At 37.8% G+C, this 15,963-nt stretch carries 22 protein-coding genes and 2 pseudogenes; 23 read left to right on the top strand and 1 reads right to left on the bottom strand.

From position 1 onward, the window contains the following. Window positions 1–37 precede the first annotated feature (37 nt). Window positions 38–1,132: a glycerol dehydrogenase gene (locus PCY09_RS07405; RefSeq protein ID WP_045773489.1), complete on the top strand. Its 1,095-nt coding sequence runs from the start codon at window positions 38–40 to the stop codon at window positions 1,130–1,132. Window positions 1,133–1,199: 67 nt separating this feature from the next. Here the strand turns inward: PCY09_RS07405 and PCY09_RS07400 are convergent, their stop codons facing one another. Next, complete coding sequence (locus tag PCY09_RS07400; RefSeq protein WP_048775486.1) at window positions 1,200–1,763, bottom strand: isoprenylcysteine carboxylmethyltransferase family protein; 564 nt, start codon at window positions 1,761–1,763, stop codon at window positions 1,200–1,202. A gap of 164 nt (window positions 1,764–1,927) precedes the next feature. Between PCY09_RS07400 and leuS the strand changes: the two genes are divergently transcribed. The 22 genes and pseudogenes from leuS to PCY09_RS07290 all read left to right on the top strand — a co-directional run. Next, window positions 1,928–4,429 (top strand): leucine--tRNA ligase, encoded by a 2,502-nt coding sequence (gene leuS / locus PCY09_RS07395; protein ID WP_048775484.1) that lies wholly within the window; start codon window positions 1,928–1,930, stop codon window positions 4,427–4,429. 164 nt (window positions 4,430–4,593) lie between these two features. Further along, window positions 4,594–4,866 carry a hypothetical protein gene (locus PCY09_RS07390; protein WP_045504297.1) on the top strand — a complete coding sequence of 91 codons (273 nt, stop codon included), beginning with the start codon at window positions 4,594–4,596 and terminating at the stop codon, window positions 4,864–4,866. 1 nt (window position 4,867) lies between these two features. Further along, entirely contained in the window at window positions 4,868–5,227 is a 360-nt protein-coding gene (locus PCY09_RS07385; RefSeq protein ID WP_125397179.1) for a cingulin, read from the top strand. Next, window positions 5,218–7,230 (top strand): EndoU domain-containing protein, encoded by a 2,013-nt coding sequence (locus PCY09_RS07380; RefSeq protein WP_125397178.1) that lies wholly within the window; start codon window positions 5,218–5,220, stop codon window positions 7,228–7,230. Before PCY09_RS07385 ends, PCY09_RS07380 begins: the two co-directional genes overlap by 10 nt. A gap of 24 nt (window positions 7,231–7,254) precedes the next feature. Then, window positions 7,255–7,632, top strand: coding sequence for a hypothetical protein (locus PCY09_RS07375; RefSeq protein WP_061593405.1), 378 nt, complete (start codon window positions 7,255–7,257; stop codon window positions 7,630–7,632). Window positions 7,633–7,771: 139 nt separating this feature from the next. Beyond that, on the top strand, window positions 7,772–7,948 hold the full coding sequence (locus tag PCY09_RS07370) for a hypothetical protein (RefSeq protein ID WP_155719696.1): 177 nt from the start codon (window positions 7,772–7,774) through the stop codon (window positions 7,946–7,948). 24 nt (window positions 7,949–7,972) lie between these two features. Then, window positions 7,973–8,290: a hypothetical protein gene (locus PCY09_RS07365; RefSeq protein WP_002896313.1), complete on the top strand. Its 318-nt coding sequence runs from the start codon at window positions 7,973–7,975 to the stop codon at window positions 8,288–8,290. Window positions 8,291–8,429: 139 nt separating this feature from the next. Next, the gene (locus PCY09_RS07360; RefSeq protein ID WP_125397177.1) at window positions 8,430–8,807 is read left to right on the top strand and encodes a hypothetical protein; all 378 of its coding nucleotides are present in this window, start codon (window positions 8,430–8,432) and stop codon (window positions 8,805–8,807) included. Window positions 8,808–8,809: 2 nt separating this feature from the next. Then, window positions 8,810–9,109, top strand: a complete 300-nt coding sequence (locus tag PCY09_RS07355) for an ABC transporter (RefSeq protein WP_125397176.1) — start codon at window positions 8,810–8,812, stop codon at window positions 9,107–9,109. A 73-nt stretch (window positions 9,110–9,182) separates the two neighbouring features. Then, window positions 9,183–9,404 carry an EndoU domain-containing protein gene (locus PCY09_RS07350; protein ID WP_071788383.1) on the top strand — a complete coding sequence of 74 codons (222 nt, stop codon included), beginning with the start codon at window positions 9,183–9,185 and terminating at the stop codon, window positions 9,402–9,404. A gap of 12 nt (window positions 9,405–9,416) precedes the next feature. After that, a complete protein-coding gene (locus PCY09_RS07345; RefSeq protein ID WP_125397175.1) occupies window positions 9,417–9,794 on the top strand; it encodes a hypothetical protein in 378 nt (125 codons plus the stop codon). Window positions 9,795–10,019: 225 nt separating this feature from the next. Then, a complete protein-coding gene (locus PCY09_RS07340) occupies window positions 10,020–10,391 on the top strand; it encodes a hypothetical protein (RefSeq protein ID WP_125397174.1) in 372 nt (123 codons plus the stop codon). Next, a complete protein-coding gene (locus tag PCY09_RS07335) occupies window positions 10,384–10,698 on the top strand; it encodes an RNA 2'-phosphotransferase (RefSeq protein WP_227250315.1) in 315 nt (104 codons plus the stop codon). Before PCY09_RS07340 ends, PCY09_RS07335 begins: the two co-directional genes overlap by 8 nt. Before the next feature lie 105 nt (window positions 10,699–10,803). Next, a complete protein-coding gene (locus tag PCY09_RS07330; RefSeq protein WP_125397173.1) occupies window positions 10,804–11,220 on the top strand; it encodes an immunity 70 family protein in 417 nt (138 codons plus the stop codon). A 204-nt stretch (window positions 11,221–11,424) separates the two neighbouring features. Beyond that, on the top strand, window positions 11,425–11,829 hold the full coding sequence (locus tag PCY09_RS07325; protein WP_125397172.1) for a barstar family protein: 405 nt from the start codon (window positions 11,425–11,427) through the stop codon (window positions 11,827–11,829). Window positions 11,830–11,878: 49 nt separating this feature from the next. Continuing rightward, the gene (locus PCY09_RS07320) at window positions 11,879–12,457 is read left to right on the top strand and encodes a hypothetical protein (protein WP_227250314.1); all 579 of its coding nucleotides are present in this window, start codon (window positions 11,879–11,881) and stop codon (window positions 12,455–12,457) included. Between the two features lie 146 nt (window positions 12,458–12,603). Then, window positions 12,604–13,233 (top strand): hypothetical protein, encoded by a 630-nt coding sequence (locus tag PCY09_RS07315; RefSeq protein ID WP_125397171.1) that lies wholly within the window; start codon window positions 12,604–12,606, stop codon window positions 13,231–13,233. After that, window positions 13,230–13,835 (top strand): hypothetical protein, encoded by a 606-nt coding sequence (locus PCY09_RS07310; protein ID WP_125397170.1) that lies wholly within the window; start codon window positions 13,230–13,232, stop codon window positions 13,833–13,835. Before PCY09_RS07315 ends, PCY09_RS07310 begins: the two co-directional genes overlap by 4 nt. Further along, on the top strand, window positions 13,832–14,464 hold the full coding sequence (locus PCY09_RS07305; protein WP_125397169.1) for a hypothetical protein: 633 nt from the start codon (window positions 13,832–13,834) through the stop codon (window positions 14,462–14,464). Before PCY09_RS07310 ends, PCY09_RS07305 begins: the two co-directional genes overlap by 4 nt. Further along, window positions 14,461–15,090, top strand: a complete 630-nt coding sequence (locus tag PCY09_RS07300; RefSeq protein ID WP_125397168.1) for a hypothetical protein — start codon at window positions 14,461–14,463, stop codon at window positions 15,088–15,090. Before PCY09_RS07305 ends, PCY09_RS07300 begins: the two co-directional genes overlap by 4 nt. Beyond that, window positions 15,087–15,416: pseudogene (locus PCY09_RS07295) on the top strand (hypothetical protein); the annotation flags it as partial. The gene PCY09_RS07300 and the pseudogene PCY09_RS07295, both read left to right, overlap by 4 nt. Then, window positions 15,416–15,814 (top strand): annotated as a pseudogene (locus PCY09_RS07290) (helix-turn-helix domain-containing protein); the annotation flags it as partial. The pseudogenes PCY09_RS07295 and PCY09_RS07290, both read left to right, overlap by 1 nt. Window positions 15,815–15,963: the final 149 nt, after the last annotated feature.

Below are 15,963 nucleotides of genomic sequence, written 5' to 3'. Positions count from 1 at the left end.
AAATTGTTTACCCATAACAAATTGAAAGAGGTGCCTTATGAGAATATTTGCAAGTCCGTCTCGTTATATTCAAGGAGAAAATGCTCTGTTTGAGAATGCCAAGCAGATATTGAAGTTGGGGAATCGCCCAGTTCTTCTCTGTGATGATGTGGTATATGGTATTGTTGGTGAAGCTTTCTCGAAATATTTAACACGTTATGGATTCCATGTTTTTAGAGTTGCATTTAATGGAGAAGCCTCCGATAATGAGATTAATCGAGTAGTTTCTCTAGCAGAAAAAGATGGGGCTGATTTGGTGATTGGTCTCGGCGGTGGTAAGACCATTGATAGTGCGAAAGCTATTGCAGACCTGTTAGAAGTGCCAGTAGTTATTGCGCCGACCATTGCTTCTACAGATGCACCAACCTCTGCTTTATCAGTTATTTACACTGATGAGGGAGCATTTGAGAAATATATTTTTTACAGTAAGAATCCAGATTTAGTTTTAGTTGACTCAGCTGTCATTGCTAAAGCTCCTAAACGTTTATTAGCCTCTGGAATTGCAGATGGCTTAGCAACTTGGGTTGAAGCTAGAGCGGTTATGCAGGCTAATGGTGTTACCATGTTGGGGGACAGGCAGACTTTAGCAGGAAATGCAATTGCGAAGAAATGTGAAGAGATTTTGTTTGCAGATGGCTTGCAGGCTATCGCAGCCTGTGAAGCACAAGTTGTCACGCCTGCTTTAGAGAATATCATTGAAGCAAATACATTACTTAGTGGATTAGGCTTCGAGAGTGCTGGTTTGGCAGCAGCCCATGCTATTCACAATGGTTTTACAGCTCTTTCAGGCGATATTCACCACTTGACCCACGGCGAAAAGGTTGCCTATGGAACCTTGACCCAGCTCTTCCTTGAAAATCGGCCGAAAGAGGAATTGGAGAAATATATCCGTTTCTATCAAAGAATTGGTATGCCGACAAGTTTAGAAGAAATGCATTTAGAAAATGTTAGCTATGAGGATCTACTGAAAGTTGGAAAACAGGCGACGATTGAGGGTGAAACAATTCATCAGATGCCGTTTGCTATTTCTGCTTCTGATGTGGCACAAGCTATCCTAGCAGTCGACCGATATGTCAAGGATTTGGATAAATAAAAGCAAAATAGAAAACAAGCCACCTTTCAACCATAAGGCTGACGAGGCGGCTTGTTTTTTAATGAGATTACCAGATATAAGGGAAAACTCGGTATCTAACCTTTTGGCAATATGTTTCGTAATTTTTTCCAAAGTGGTTACCTAAGGCTTTTTCTTCTACTTTAAGTCGAATGCCATATCCTACTACTAGTAAAATAAGACAGATAATGATTGTAAAAGGATTTAGTGAAGTGATTGATAGGCCAAGGATAGACAAGATACTGCCAGTATAGGCAGGATTTCTCACAATAGCATAAGGGCCATGGTCTACTAATTGTTGATTATCAGTTGTTTGAACGGCCAGTGTGAAGTTTTTTCCGAGATAATTGACTGCATAGATTCGCAATACGAACCCTGCTAGGGAGATGAGGATTCCAACATAGGTCAAAAAAGGTGGCAATTGAGCTATAGAAGGTAGAAGTTGTTCATTCATTAATAGAAGACAACAAACAACACTACCAATAATGATGTAGCGACTTCCTTTGTCTGCAGAATCATTTACATTGTTTGACTTAGTTTTATTTTTAATCCACATTTCTGTGCTAATAAAAATAACAAAGAAAACATAAGTGAAAATAGTTTGTAAATTCATGATTATTCCTCCGGTCAGAATTATACACCTTTTAATTTTGGAGGTCAATCAAAGATTAACGCTTTAGAAATGGCTTATAGTTTTTATCGGTGAAAACTGGATTCCATCTTTCAAAATCCTTTGAAAATGGTATAATAGTAACATCACAAAAGTTGGAGATAAATATGAGTACTTACAATCATAGAGAAATCGAGCCTAAGTGGCAAAAATACTGGGCAGAGCACCATACATTTAAGACAGGTACGGACAAGGACAAGCCTAACTTTTATGCGCTGGACATGTTTCCTTACCCATCAGGAGCGGGGCTCCATGTAGGGCATCCAGAGGGCTACACAGCGACAGATATCCTTAGCCGCTACAAGCGAGCTCAGGGCTATAACGTCCTTCATCCTATGGGCTGGGATGCCTTTGGTTTGCCAGCTGAGCAATATGCCATGGATACAGGCAATGACCCGGCTGACTTTACAGCGGAAAACATTGCCAACTTCAAGCGTCAAATCAATGCTCTGGGCTTCTCTTATGACTGGGATCGGGAGGTCAATACTACTGACCCTAACTATTACAAGTGGACTCAGTGGATTTTCACCAAACTTTACGAAAAAGGTCTGGCTTATGAAGCAGAAGTACCAGTAAACTGGGTGGAAGAGCTGGGAACGGCTATCGCTAATGAGGAAGTTCTGCCAGATGGCACTTCTGAGCGCGGTGGTTATCCAGTTGTCCGCAAGCCCATGCGTCAGTGGATGCTGAAAATCACGGTCTACGCAGAGCGTTTGCTCAATGACTTGGAGGAACTGGACTGGCCTGAGTCTATCAAGGATATGCAGCGCAACTGGATTGGTAAGTCAACCGGTGCCAATGTAACCTTCAAAATTAAGGATACAGATAAGGACTTTACTGTCTTTACGACTCGTCCGGACACCCTTTTTGGTGCAACCTATGCTGTTTTGGCTCCAGAGCATGCTCTCGTTGATGCCATTACAAGTGCCGAACAAGCCCAAGCAGTAGCAGACTACAAACATGCAGCCAGCCTCAAATCTGACCTGGCTCGGACTGATCTAGCTAAGGAGAAGACCGGTGTCTGGACAGGAGCTTATGCTATCAATCCTGTCAATGGCAAGGAAATCCCAATCTGGATTGCCGACTATGTGCTTGCAAGCTATGGAACAGGGGCTATCATGGCCGTTCCTGCCCACGATGAGCGCGACTGGGAGTTTGCTAAGCAGTTTGATTTAGAGATTATTCCGGTTCTAGAGGGGGGCAATGTTGCTGACGCTGCTTACACAGAAGACGGTCCGCATATTAACTCTGGCTTCTTAGATGGCTTGGACAAGGCTACCGCTATTGAAAAGATGGTTGCTTGGCTGGAAGCAGAAGGTGTCGGAAACGAAAAAGTCACCTATCGCCTGCGCGATTGGCTCTTTAGCCGTCAGCGCTACTGGGGTGAGCCGATTCCAATTATTCATTGGGAAGACGGGACTTCAACGGCTGTTCCAGAAAGTGAATTGCCGCTTGTCTTGCCTGTAACCAAGGATATCCGCCCATCTGGTACCGGTGAAAGCCCTCTGGCTAATCTGACTGACTGGCTAGAAGTGACTCGGGAAGATGGTGTTAAAGGACGCCGTGAAACCAACACTATGCCTCAATGGGCTGGTTCTAGCTGGTATTACCTGCGTTATATTGACCCGCACAACAATGAGAAATTAGCAGACGAAGACCTGCTCAAGGCTTGGCTTCCAGTTGACATTTACATCGGTGGTGCAGAGCACGCCGTGCTTCACCTCCTCTACGCTCGCTTCTGGCACAAGTTCCTCTATGATCTTGGAGTGGTACCGACCAAAGAGCCTTTCCAAAAACTCTTTAACCAAGGAATGATTTTGGGGACTAGCTACCGTGATCACCGTGGAGCACTTGTGGCGACTGACAAGGTGGAAAAACGTGATGGTTCATTCTTCAACATCGAAACGGGAGAAGAATTAGAGCAAGCACCTGCTAAGATGTCTAAATCTCTGAAGAATGTAGTCAACCCAGACGATGTAGTAGAGCAATATGGTGCTGATACCCTTCGTGTCTATGAAATGTTCATGGGGCCACTGGATGCGTCCATTGCTTGGAGCGAGGAAGGTCTGGAAGGCAGCCGCAAGTTCCTTGATCGTGTTTACCGTTTGATGACAAGCAAAGAAATCGTTGCGGAAAATAGCGGAGCTCTTGACAAGGTATACAACGAAACAGTCAAGTCTGTCACAGAGCAGCTTGAGGAGCTCAAGTTTAACACGGCCATTGCCCAGCTCATGATCTTTGTCAATGCAGCCAACAAGGAAGAAAAACTCTATGTCGAATACGCCAAAGGCTTTATCCAATTGCTGGCGCCTTTCGCACCACACTTGGCTGAAGAACTCTGGCAGTCACTAGCTCAAACTGGCGAGAGTATCTCCTACGTAGCTTGGCCAACTTATGATGAAAGCAAGCTTGTCGAAGCAGAGGTCGAAATCGTAGTTCAAATCAAGGGTAAAGTTCGTGCTAAGCTAGTCGTAGCTAAGGACTTGAGCCGTGAGGAATTGCAGGAAATCGCTTTAGCAGATGAGAAAATCAAGTCTGAAATCGCCGACAAAGAAGTCGTGAAAGTGATTAGTGTACCGAATAAACTTGTTAATATCGTTGTGAAATAAACTTCTTAACCTCAGAATGTCGTTTCTGAGGTTATTTTTTTATCGTTCACTTTTATTAAGGTTAACAGCTGTAGAAATTTGTCGAACTGGTACCTGACCACGCTTCTTCTTTCACTTTGGATGTGGTATAATAGCTGAAAAAATTGAGTAAAGGAAAGAAGCTAATGGGAAAAATACAGTCAAGTACAATTTCGGCATCAGATGCAATCAGTGAGTTAGTTGATCTTGATACAAGTAATGCGCAAAATCAACAAGTTGAATTTTCCTATACGACTGGAATTGCTGGGATGGAGGCTGGTCGTCAGGCCTGCAATCAAATGTTGCAGGCTGTCAGTGATTTCAGCTCAGCTGTTCTAATCCAGGCCAATAAAATTCCAGAGATTGCTGCTAAAATAGAAAAACGCGACATAGAAGAAGCCAAGCGCTGGGAAAGTTAAGATGAAAACTGATAAAAGTGAAAAAGAACGTCAGGAACTCCATGAGAAAATTTTACAAGTAGAGCAAAAAGAAGATGAATTTATGCTTCTCAAACGTCAATATGAGAATTCTCTGGGGAATTTTGCAACAGATTTTCAGTATTTAACAACTCAAATGGAAAATCTGCTTTATGAACACCCGCAAAATGCTACTGCTCTCAGTCGTGATTTAGCGGATACTCAGTCTCTTAACCAACAGGTCAAGAATTATGTGGATGTTCAGATGGATGAACTGGAAAAGGTCAGTCGTCAAACAAGAAATGCTATGGAAGAAGAGCGAGAAAAACTGATTAAAGAAAGGAATAGTCTGCCGTGGGAGTAAAATATAGTGCAACGGATTCTGCCCAGCTGATCCAAGCAATGGGCAATAATTTGCAAATCGCTAATCAAGTCACAGATCGGCTGTCAAGTGGTTGTGATCACTTGGTTGCTTCTCTAGAATCAGGTGAACTTCAAGGTGCAGCTTATACAGCTGGTAAAGGCCTATTTACTGAGATTATCATCCCTGCTATAAAGAAGCTACAAGAGGCTATTGATGATATTCAGGGAGAGCTTGCTTCCTATAAAAGTGCTGATTCCGAGGTGGCTGGATATGGTGAATTGGACTTGGATCTACTGAAGGAACAGCTGAAAATAAAAAAAGAGCAGCTAGAAAAGGTAGAAAAGCAGATTGCAGATAATCAAGATTTTTTTCGTAATGCAGGAGCTTTGCTGACAGGTAAGCTGGGAGACCTTTTATCTCAGACATCTGCTTTAATGGAAGTTGAAACTCAACTAAATATCGGTATTCGAGAAATTCAAGAAAAAATAGATAAACTAGAATGGTTTGTGGCTCAGGTGTCTCAGTATTTCTCAGATAGCCTGCAGGTCTTGGGCTTAGCTATTCAGGGGGCAAGTCAGCTCAGCCAGATATTGCTGGATAGCGATGGTAATTATTCAACTGAAGGCTTGAATATGAGTTGGGTAGAAGAAATCAAAAAGGCAAAGATTCAGACTATTTCAAAGAGTGATTATCGAACACCGCAAGAACAGGCCATAGACAAGGCTGTCAAAGATATGAAGTTATCCGGTGCTGCTGAAATCTATTACCGAAGTAAGCTCGCAGAGAAGCTGCAGGACAAACCACGTTCGGAATGGAAGAAGATTATTTCAAACTTTAATAAAGATCTTAAGACAGAAAAAGGGGACAATCTACTGGATATTTTTAATATGACCCGAGCTGAGCTTGAGGAAAAGTATGGTGACAAGATTCAGGCCTATGAACATTTTTTAAACACGGGATATACTGATGTATCTATTGCAACTATGAGTCAGGATGCTCTTAAATTGATTATGGCGAGATATGACCAAGTAAAAAGTGATCATCTAGGCTTGAGTCCCACAGAATTAGCTAAGGTTGATCCAGCTTTTAAGAAAAAAATAGATGGTATGAGCCAAGAGGAGATAGAAAAAGAATTTCCTGAGCTCAAAAACGCCATTTCCCAAGCTCATGTGAAACCATTTGGAAGTTTAGGCATGTCAGAGACTGAATGGGCCAATCATCGCTATGTGACAGACCGTTATTTTTTAATGGACAGTCAGAAATTACTTAGCTGGCGCGACCCTAATTATATGGCGAAGTTTAATCATTACATCCTTGAAGAAGGGATCAATCCAATTACACTTGAGCCAGCAACAGCCGAAGAAATCCAAACAGCTGAATGGTATAATCACATCCATCCTATCACTGAAACACTTAGCTGGGGAACTGCCTTGTATTCTGCTTATGTGGGGTATAACCAGTATTACAATAAACCTTATACAACAATCCCCGAAGCTTTTGGCAAAGGGAAAGACTGGATTAAAGGGAAAATTCCAAGTGTGGGGAGTCAGCCGGTGGTTGAGATTAAAACCTACAGTATGGATGATTTAGCGAATCTTAAGCACACAGAGAACTTTACTGAGAAATCTAAGATTCACATTTTTGAAGGTGATTTAAATAGGAGAGGACAAGCAGGTGGCTATCATTATGATATGGTAGAAGGGACTTCTGGAAATATTATCGAAGGTACGAAAGGACCCGCCTTAAATGATGCTGGGGTTTATGAAGCGAAAGTTGAAGTAAATGGAATTCTTAAGAAAGCTAATGGAGGGAACTCAACTTTCTTCCCTGACCATATGAGCCCTCAGGAGGTTGTAGATGCCATTAATGAGGCATATGAAGCAAGGGTATTTGACACTAACTCAAGAAACATTTATGAAGGTATAAGTAAGAATGGAATGAAAATTACGATGTATTTAGACTCTGAGAAAAAGATTATTTCAGCTTTTCCTAGCAGTAAATAAATAGAAAGATATAGGACGTAACAAATGTTAAAAAGACAATATGGAATATTTAAATATCCTGACGGTGATATTAGATTATCGATAAAATTCTTGGATGAAAACTATCAAACTTTAGGCGAGTTTTTTATCATTGAGGTTAATACTTTTTACCCTCACATTTATAAAGAATTAGAGGCAGTTGTTACTGGTCAAAAAGAAGAGTCAGACTTTGGCGGTAATATGCTGAATATCGATATAGGCAAAGAAGAAACAGAAGTATACTATCAAATGGATGATGAAAGTCTTGGGGAACCTTGCTTTATTTCAACTGATGAACTATATAAATTAGTTATTGAGTGGAAAGAAATGGAAGAAAAAATGTACAGAGGGGAAGATATTTTTCCTGTGATTTTAGAAGATTGAACTAGTATAAAGAATCCAATATAGATTCATAAAACTATTACACGGCTTGGGTTTACTCAGGTCGTGTAATTATTCAAAAGAAATCTCTGTCTCAAAAAATATCTAAGGTTAATCCAGCTTTTAAGAAAAAATAGATGGAATGAGCCAAGAGGAGATAGAAAAAGAATTTCCTGAGCTCAAAAATGCCATTTCCCAAGCTCATGTGAAACCATTTGGCAGTTTAGGCATGTCAGAGACTGAGAGGACTAATCATAGCTATGCAATTGACCGTTACTTCCTGACGGACAGCCATAACAGAAATGCCGGATGCTCGTAATATAAATATCAAAGGAGAAAAGTAATGAGTCGACTTCAAGAAGTAAAAAAAGTGACTAAAGAGTGGCTATCAGAAAACATTAATATTCTAAAACAAGAAAATATTAGTCTAGAAGTTTTAATTGATAATGAAAATTGCTTGAGAATATTATTAGAAACAAAAGATAAAATGGGAGAAATACTAGTTGAAGAGCCAAGCTTTGCTCCTTATAAAAATTTCAAATTTGAAATTGCTCAAATAATTGATAATCAAGCTCAGATAGTAAATGCATGGTACGACAATGAAAATACAAATATTGAAGACTATAAAGTTATATTAGATAATGGAATGGTTCTTATGTAAGAACTGTTTTCACAGAATATGTTGATATTTAAATTATATAGATTACGATATATTTAGACTCTGATGAAAAGATTATTTCAGCTTTTCCTAGCAAATAATAGATAAAAGATTGACTGATAAGATGAGAAAGAGGAGAAAAATGATAAAAAGAGCATACGATATATCCAAATATCAAAATAATAGCATTAGCTTAATGATAAGTTTTTTTGATCCCTATTATCAAACTTTATGTGAATTTTTTGATACAGAAGTCCATAATTTTTACACCCATATTCAAAAAGAATTAGAGGCGGTTGTTACTGGTCAAAAAGAAAAGTCAGACTTTGGCGGTAATATGCTGAATATTGATATAGGCAAAGAAGAAACAGAAGTGTATTATCAAATGGATGATGAAAGTCTTGGTGAACCCTGTTTTATTTCAACTGATGAACTGTATAAACTAGTCATTGAGTGGAAAGAAATGGAAGATAAAATGTACAGAGGGGAAGATGTTTTTCCGCTAATGATAGAGGATTGAAGATGGATAAACAGATTAATGTTAAGAATGCAATTGACAACTTATTACTAATAATTAAAAAATATCAATTGGAAGGTATTAGACCTCAGGTGGAAACTTTGAAGTATTTAAGAGAAATTTTAAATAATGACGAAATACAAAGTACAAGAGAAAAGTTGAACCTACATATATCTTTGTTTCCACCACATGGGGGCTTGTCAGATCTTTACTATTGGCATAATGATTTTCAGATAAGAAAGAAAGTGAATGATGATATATCTATTTTGGAGAAAATAATTGCTGATTATTTATTGGAACGATAAATAATTAAGATAAGAGATAGAATAAAAATAAATTTAGCTGTTTTCACTCTCACAACAGGGACATACTTACCAATTGTGTAGACAGAAAGCTAACGGAGGGAAATCAACCTTCTTCCCTGACCATATGAGCCCTCAGGAGTTTGTAGATACTATTAATGAGGCATATAGTAATAAGATTTATCAAGAAGGTTCAAGAGGTGTTTATGTCGGCAATAGTAAGGAAGGAATTAAAATTAGAATGGTTCTTACTGATGATGGAAAAATTATTACAGCTTATCCAACTGTTTCAGAGTAGAAAGGTTTGTAGATGTTAAGAAGAGAATATAAATTATATAAAAGTGTTGAGAACAGAAATGCACTTACGGTTCTCTATAATAGAGAAGATTATGAAATTATAACAACCTTTATGATTACAGAAGTCACGGATTTTTATCTGGATGTTCGAGAAGCTTTGGAGAGTGTAATTTCTGGGAATATGGAAGAATATGCTTTTGATGGTAATTTGTTAGGGATTGAAATTGGAAAAGAAATAACAGAAGTTTACTTCCAATTTGAGGAAGAAATATTAGGTGGTCCATGCTTTATTCCTACAAATGAGCTTTATAAACTGGTTTTAGAGTGGAAAGAAATGGAAGAAAAAATGCACAGAGGGGAAGATATTTTTCCTGTTATTTTAGAAGACTGATATAGTATAAAGAATTTAGGGTAGGATGCTTTCCTTGACCTTTTCGTTTCGTAGATTTGTTGAGAAACACGGTCCTAACTTTGAGCAAAAACGTTTTGAATATGACTCTTAATAGAACAGGAAATTCTTTATATGAATCTTTACTTGATGGGCAATTAAAGCGTAATAAACTAACTTCTGAAGGTATATCAGAAGTTAGACCTAGCACACGAAAAGGAAATTAAAATGAATATCACAAAAAAATATATCTTACCAATGTTTTCTTCAAATTTAGTAAACGATCCAATTATTGAAATCAAAGGTATGCAAGTTTCTATTACAATATCAGGTTATGATGATGATGAGAATTTCAGCGAAGTTAAATTTAAATTCTATTCGGTAATTGAGTTTACTAAAACTTCCCCTGTTTTTGGAATTATTAATGGTTCTTATGATACTCTTGTAGAGGTGCAAAGTTCTGAAAGATTGATTGAGTTAGAAACAATTAACAACCGTGAATACTCATTTTGGTCCCCTAAGCACTATGCTCTTTATTTGGATGGATATGGATTTTTCCAAATATTTGCTAAAAAATTTGAGGTAGAGAGACTTGTTTGATTATCAAAAACTGAGCAGAGAAATTTCATATATTTTAAGACATAATCCTCAAAAATACAATTTAACGTTGGATAAAGAGGGGTGGGCAGTTATTAATGATTTATTACAAAAATTAAATGCTAGATCTGAATGGAATGGTCTTTCTAAGAAAGACTTAGAGAAAATGATTGCTTCTTCTAATAAAAAAAGACATGAAATTCAGTCTGACAAGATTCGAGCCTTTTACGGTCATTCACTAAAAGAAAAGGTACAAAAAAATCCTTTCCAGCCACCTAAGGTACCGAACAAACAGTTGTTATTGATGTAAGAGGTCAAGAGTATAATTTAGAAATACTCCTAGATATTAAAAATAAGATCATAGAAAAATCAGGCTATAATGCTGAAATTCTATTCAAGAGAGGGTGAGAGACCTATGACAATTGGTTTAAAAGTAGATTTATATTGGTATTCTATTGGAACAGGAGATTTTCTCCACTCGTTTTTTTCAACAATTTGTGTTCGTTTAGAAAATAATGTTTGGGGGAGCAGATTCCCTATTTTGATGAATGAGTTATATAGTGGAAAGCTAGAGCCACACAAGTTGGAGGAGGCTTTGCGTGAATTGGAGACCATCCAAAAGGAATTAGAAAGAATTAATCCTAAACAAGTTGTTTGGGATAATGAAGACAGAAGTAAAATGCCTCCATGGGGTGACAATATCAGTCCAGATATCAAAGATCTATCAGATTATTTTGTGACAAGTAGTGGAAAGAATCTAATTTCTGTGATAAAAAGAGCTTTGTTGGATGCTATAGATGAACGAGTTGAACTTGAAATAAAGAGTTTATGAAATGTCATGACTGATTAGAATTAAATATTTTATGAAGAATCCAATATCGATTCATAAAACTATTACACGGCTTGGGATTACTCAGGTCGTGTAATTCTTCAAAATAGACCTCTATCTCAAAAACTAGCTAAGGTTGATCCTGCTTTCAAGAAAAGAATAGACCATTATAAAACATTTAAAAAAATAGAATAGAGGTTTGAAATCGTGAAAAACAAAATTCATTACATTACAAAGTTTAAATTGCAAGACCTGTTACCTTTCAGCGGCTTTGTAGCAATTTTTGATGGGAAGCAGATCCAAAACAAAGAAGAGTTATTCCGTTTTCTTGAAAAAACTGTCGGCCTTCCTGATGCGAATAATTGGTCATCTATTACGGATTGGCTGACAGACTTATCATGGTTAGAATCTGAAGAATACACTTTTGTTTTTGAAAATTATGATGGTTTCTTAAAAGATGACTTAATGTCCAAAGATTTATTTTTAGAAATTTTGGAAGAAGATGTTCTTCCTTGGTGGGAAAGTGATGTTGAAAAACATGTTGTTGGCGGTAAGGCCAAGAGTTTTCAAGTTTACATAGTGGAGAATTCAAAAATGGGAAAAATTTTTTAGGGAGTTGCCTTAAGGTAACAAATTTGATGATCCATATAGCGGTCTATTCATGTCAGAAACTGAGAGGGCTAATCGCAGCTATGCAATTGACCATTACTTCCTAATGGACAGTCAGAAATTACTTAGTTGGCGTGATCCTAATTACACGGCGAAGTTTAATTATTACATCCTTGAAGAAGGGATCAATCCGATTACACTTGAGCCTGCGACAGCAGAAGAAATCCAAATAGCTGAATGGTATAATCGCATCCATCCTATCACTGAAACACTTAGCTGGGGAACAGCCTTGTATTCTGCTTATGTGGGGTATAACCAGTATTACAATAAACCTTATACAACAATCCCCGAAGCTTTTGGAAAGGGAAAAGATTGGATTAAAGGGAAGATTCCAAGCGTAGGGAGTCAGTCGGTGATGCCGAATGCTGAAATGAACACTAGAGTTTTTACTGAAAAAACTGTTCCAGATTTTGTAACTCGAAACGATAACAATTTCTATGATACTCGAAATTATAAAGGAAACCCTAAAGCTTATATTGAACTGCCCCCCAAAGTCAGATTTTGCTGTCTAACTTTTGGGGGTAGTTCAATTTCGTTTCTGAGGTTATTTTTTATCGTTCACTTTTATTAAGGCTAACCGCTGTGGAAGTTTATAGAACCGGTATCAGAATTCCCTGCTCATGCTTCTTCTTTCGCCTTGGATGTGGTATAATGACTGAAAAAATGGTGTAAAAGGAAAGAATATGTACTTGTATATAAAGGAGTTATCTCAGATTTATGAGACTATATATCAAAAGTGATTTTAAGAAAAAAATAACATTTATTACTAGAGAGCTAGTTTGGAAGATGTGGTTTAAGGAACGGAATGGCAAGAAAATAAGTTTCTCCAATGTTGGAGATGATGAGATGTTGCAGGATGATTTTTACTTTGGTGTTCGGTTACACAAATGGTCTTCAGTTGACGAAAGATGGGATAAGGCTCCTTTTATAATTCCTAGTAACCCTTGGTTGTCTTTGGAATATGAGAGTATAACACTTGAATTTGAAAAAACTTTCATTACAGAGTGGAGAGAACGTGGAGATTATCTACGTATCGCAACATCTCATATAGATGTTTTAACAGTAGATAAACGTGCCTTATACATTATGGCAGTCGAGGTTGCGGGTGCAATTGATGGGCAGATTAGCGAGGATGACAAAGAGACATGGTTGGATGTAGAGACTTTTAAGGAGCTACATAAGGATGTTCTTTCACTGACTTATGATGAAGCGGTTGAAATTAGTTTGGAAGAATTAAAGACAATGATACCAGTAAGAGATCCTCTATGGGAAGAGGAAGAACAGCTTCGCGAAGAATATATCAAAATCCATGGTGAACGAGTTTATGACGATGAGGAAGACGAGTGAGACTATATCTTAAAGGCAACTACGAAACTAGTATATACCAAAACTGTATGGAATATCCTTGGAAAATGTGGTTCAAAGAACGCAAGGGAGTGAAAGTTGGTTTTTCTTATGCATTTAATGAAAATTTTTATTTGAGTTTAACTCTAGATAAATTTTCTTCAAATGATGAGCGTTGGGGAATGGCTGATTTTAGAATAGGAAAAGACTCTTGGGCGACTTTTAAGCGTGAAAATTTAAATTTAAATTTTGAAAATTCTTATGAAAGTGATGGGCGAGAAAAAGGAGACTGTCTTCGAATAATCACGACTCATAAGGATATTCTAACGGTTGACAAGCGAGCGCTCTATATCATGGCGATTGAGGTAGCATCTGTCATTGACGGTCAAATCAGCGAAGACGACAAAGAAACATGGCTGAGTATTGAAGAATTTAAAACGAAACATGCAGACCTGCTGAATTTGACCTACGACGAAGCAGTCGATATTAGTTTAGAAGAGATAAAGGTTATGAAAGCCATTGACGAGCCACTCTGGGAAGAATTGGATAGGAAGCGCGAGGAGTATATCCGAATTCATGGAGAAGTGGAGTTGGACGACGAGTGAGACTATATATCAAAGGCGATTACACCAAAGAAATTCCGTTTGATTATTTAGAACTAGCGAAGAGAATGTGGTTTGAAAGTTATCAAGGAGAAGGTATCCCTCTCTCCTATTCTGGTTTCCGTCAAATCAGAGATGGGAATGATTTGGCCATTCATCTAAAACTAGATAAACAGGATTATGACGAACGTTGGTTGCATATTCCGATACAAGAAGGGATAAAATACCGTTTTTATTCACAAATTGATGAAGACCTAAATTTGGAATTTGAGAATGCTTATGTAACAGATTTTCGAGAAAATGGAGACTGTCTGCGTCTCGCTTCTACCCATCTTGAACTGCTCACTCTTGATAAACGTGCATTCTATATTATGGCGCTAGAGATTGCTACAATCTTTAATGGACAAATTAGCGAAGATGATAAGAAAACATGGCTAACAATCGAGGAATTCGAGGAAAAACACCAAGATATCTTATCTCTGACCTTTGATGAAGCAAATGAGATGAGTTTGGAAGAAATTCAAACGATTGACGCTATTGACGATCCTATTTGGGAAGAATTGGATAGTAAGCGCGAGGAGTATATCAAAATCCATGGAGAAGTGGAGTTAGACGAAGAGGAAGACGATTGAGAATTTATATTAAAGGCGATTACACCAAAGAAATTCCATTTGATTATTTAGAACTAGCGAAGAGAATGTGGTTTGATACTAAGGATGGTAAGCGAGTAGATTTTTCTTATTTTGGAAATACTCGCCCATTTAAAACAGACCCAACTATTCACTTAAAATTAAATAAGTGGATGCATGATAATAGATGGAATAATATTCAGTTGAAAGAAGGGATTACCAACAAATTTGGGAGTCATGTATATGAAAATCTTGAATTAGATTACGAAGATAATCCAGCAACAGACTATCGAGAAAAAGGAGACTGTCTACGTTTAGCTTCTACCCACCTTGATCTTCTAACTGTTGATAAACGTGCCTTCTACATTATGGCGATTGAAATTGCGACTGCGATTGATGGTCTGATTAGCGAAGATGATAAAGAGAGCTGGTTAAGTGTGGAGGAATTTAAAAAACGGCATGAAGATATCCTTTCGATGAGTTATGAACAGGCTAATGAGATGAGCCTTGAAGAAATTCCGTTTATGGATGATGTTCGAGATCCAGTTTGGGAAGAAGACGACCGCAGGAATGAAGAATACATCAAAATCCATGGAGAAGTGGAGTTAGACGAAGAGGACGACGAGTGAGACTATATATCAAAGGCGATTACACCAAAGAAATTCCATTTGATTACTTAGAACTAGCTAAGAAAATGTGGTTTGAAAATTATCAAGGAGAAGGTATCCCTCTCTCCTATTCTGGTTTTCTTCAAATCAGAGATAGGAATGATATAGCCATTCATCTAAAACTAGATAAACAGGATTATGATGAACGTTGGTTGCATGTTCCGATACAAGAAGGGCTAAAATATCGTTTTTATTCACAAATTGATGAATATTTGAATTTAGATTATGAAGATGCTTATGTAACAGATTTTCGCGAAAATGGAGACTGTTTGCGTTTGGCTTCTACACAGCCAATAATGTCATGTTGGAGTATCTGGAGCCTCAGCTCAAAAAGCGCTTGGCAGAAGCCGTGACTAGTGAAAGTTTTACCGGTATCGTTTAGCAAAAACTCTACCAGGCCATCCCAAGTGGTGCCTTTGGTATAGAGGATATTGCAGTGACTCTCGGTATCAGTAGCCGAACCTTGCAACGAAATCTGACGGCAGAAGGCACTAAGTTTAACCAAGAATTGCAAAATGTGCAGAAGATTCTAGCCTTTGGTTACTTCAAGAATACTGACATGACAACGGATGATGTAGCCTATTTGCTGGGCTATTCGGAAGTATCTTCCTTCTCACGAGCCTTTAAAAAGTGGACAGGAAAGACCATTTCAGAGTATCGAGAAGAGATTCAGAAACACTCCTAAAATCAGAGATATCGATTATAAGCATCAGATAATATCATCTGGTGTTTTTATTTTTTAAAGAATTTCAACTTTTTTCTTGACAAGTGAGTAAACACTCACTATAATAGCTCTTGTGATTTAAAAAGTGAGTATACACTCACCTAGGAGGA

It is taken from the genome of Streptococcus sp. SG2 (assembly GCF_030439925.1).
Classification (GTDB): Bacteria; Bacillota; Bacilli; order Lactobacillales; family Streptococcaceae; genus Streptococcus; species Streptococcus gordonii.
The sequence above is the reverse complement of the archived record's forward strand: the minus strand, read 5'-3'. Positions and strand labels throughout refer to the sequence as shown.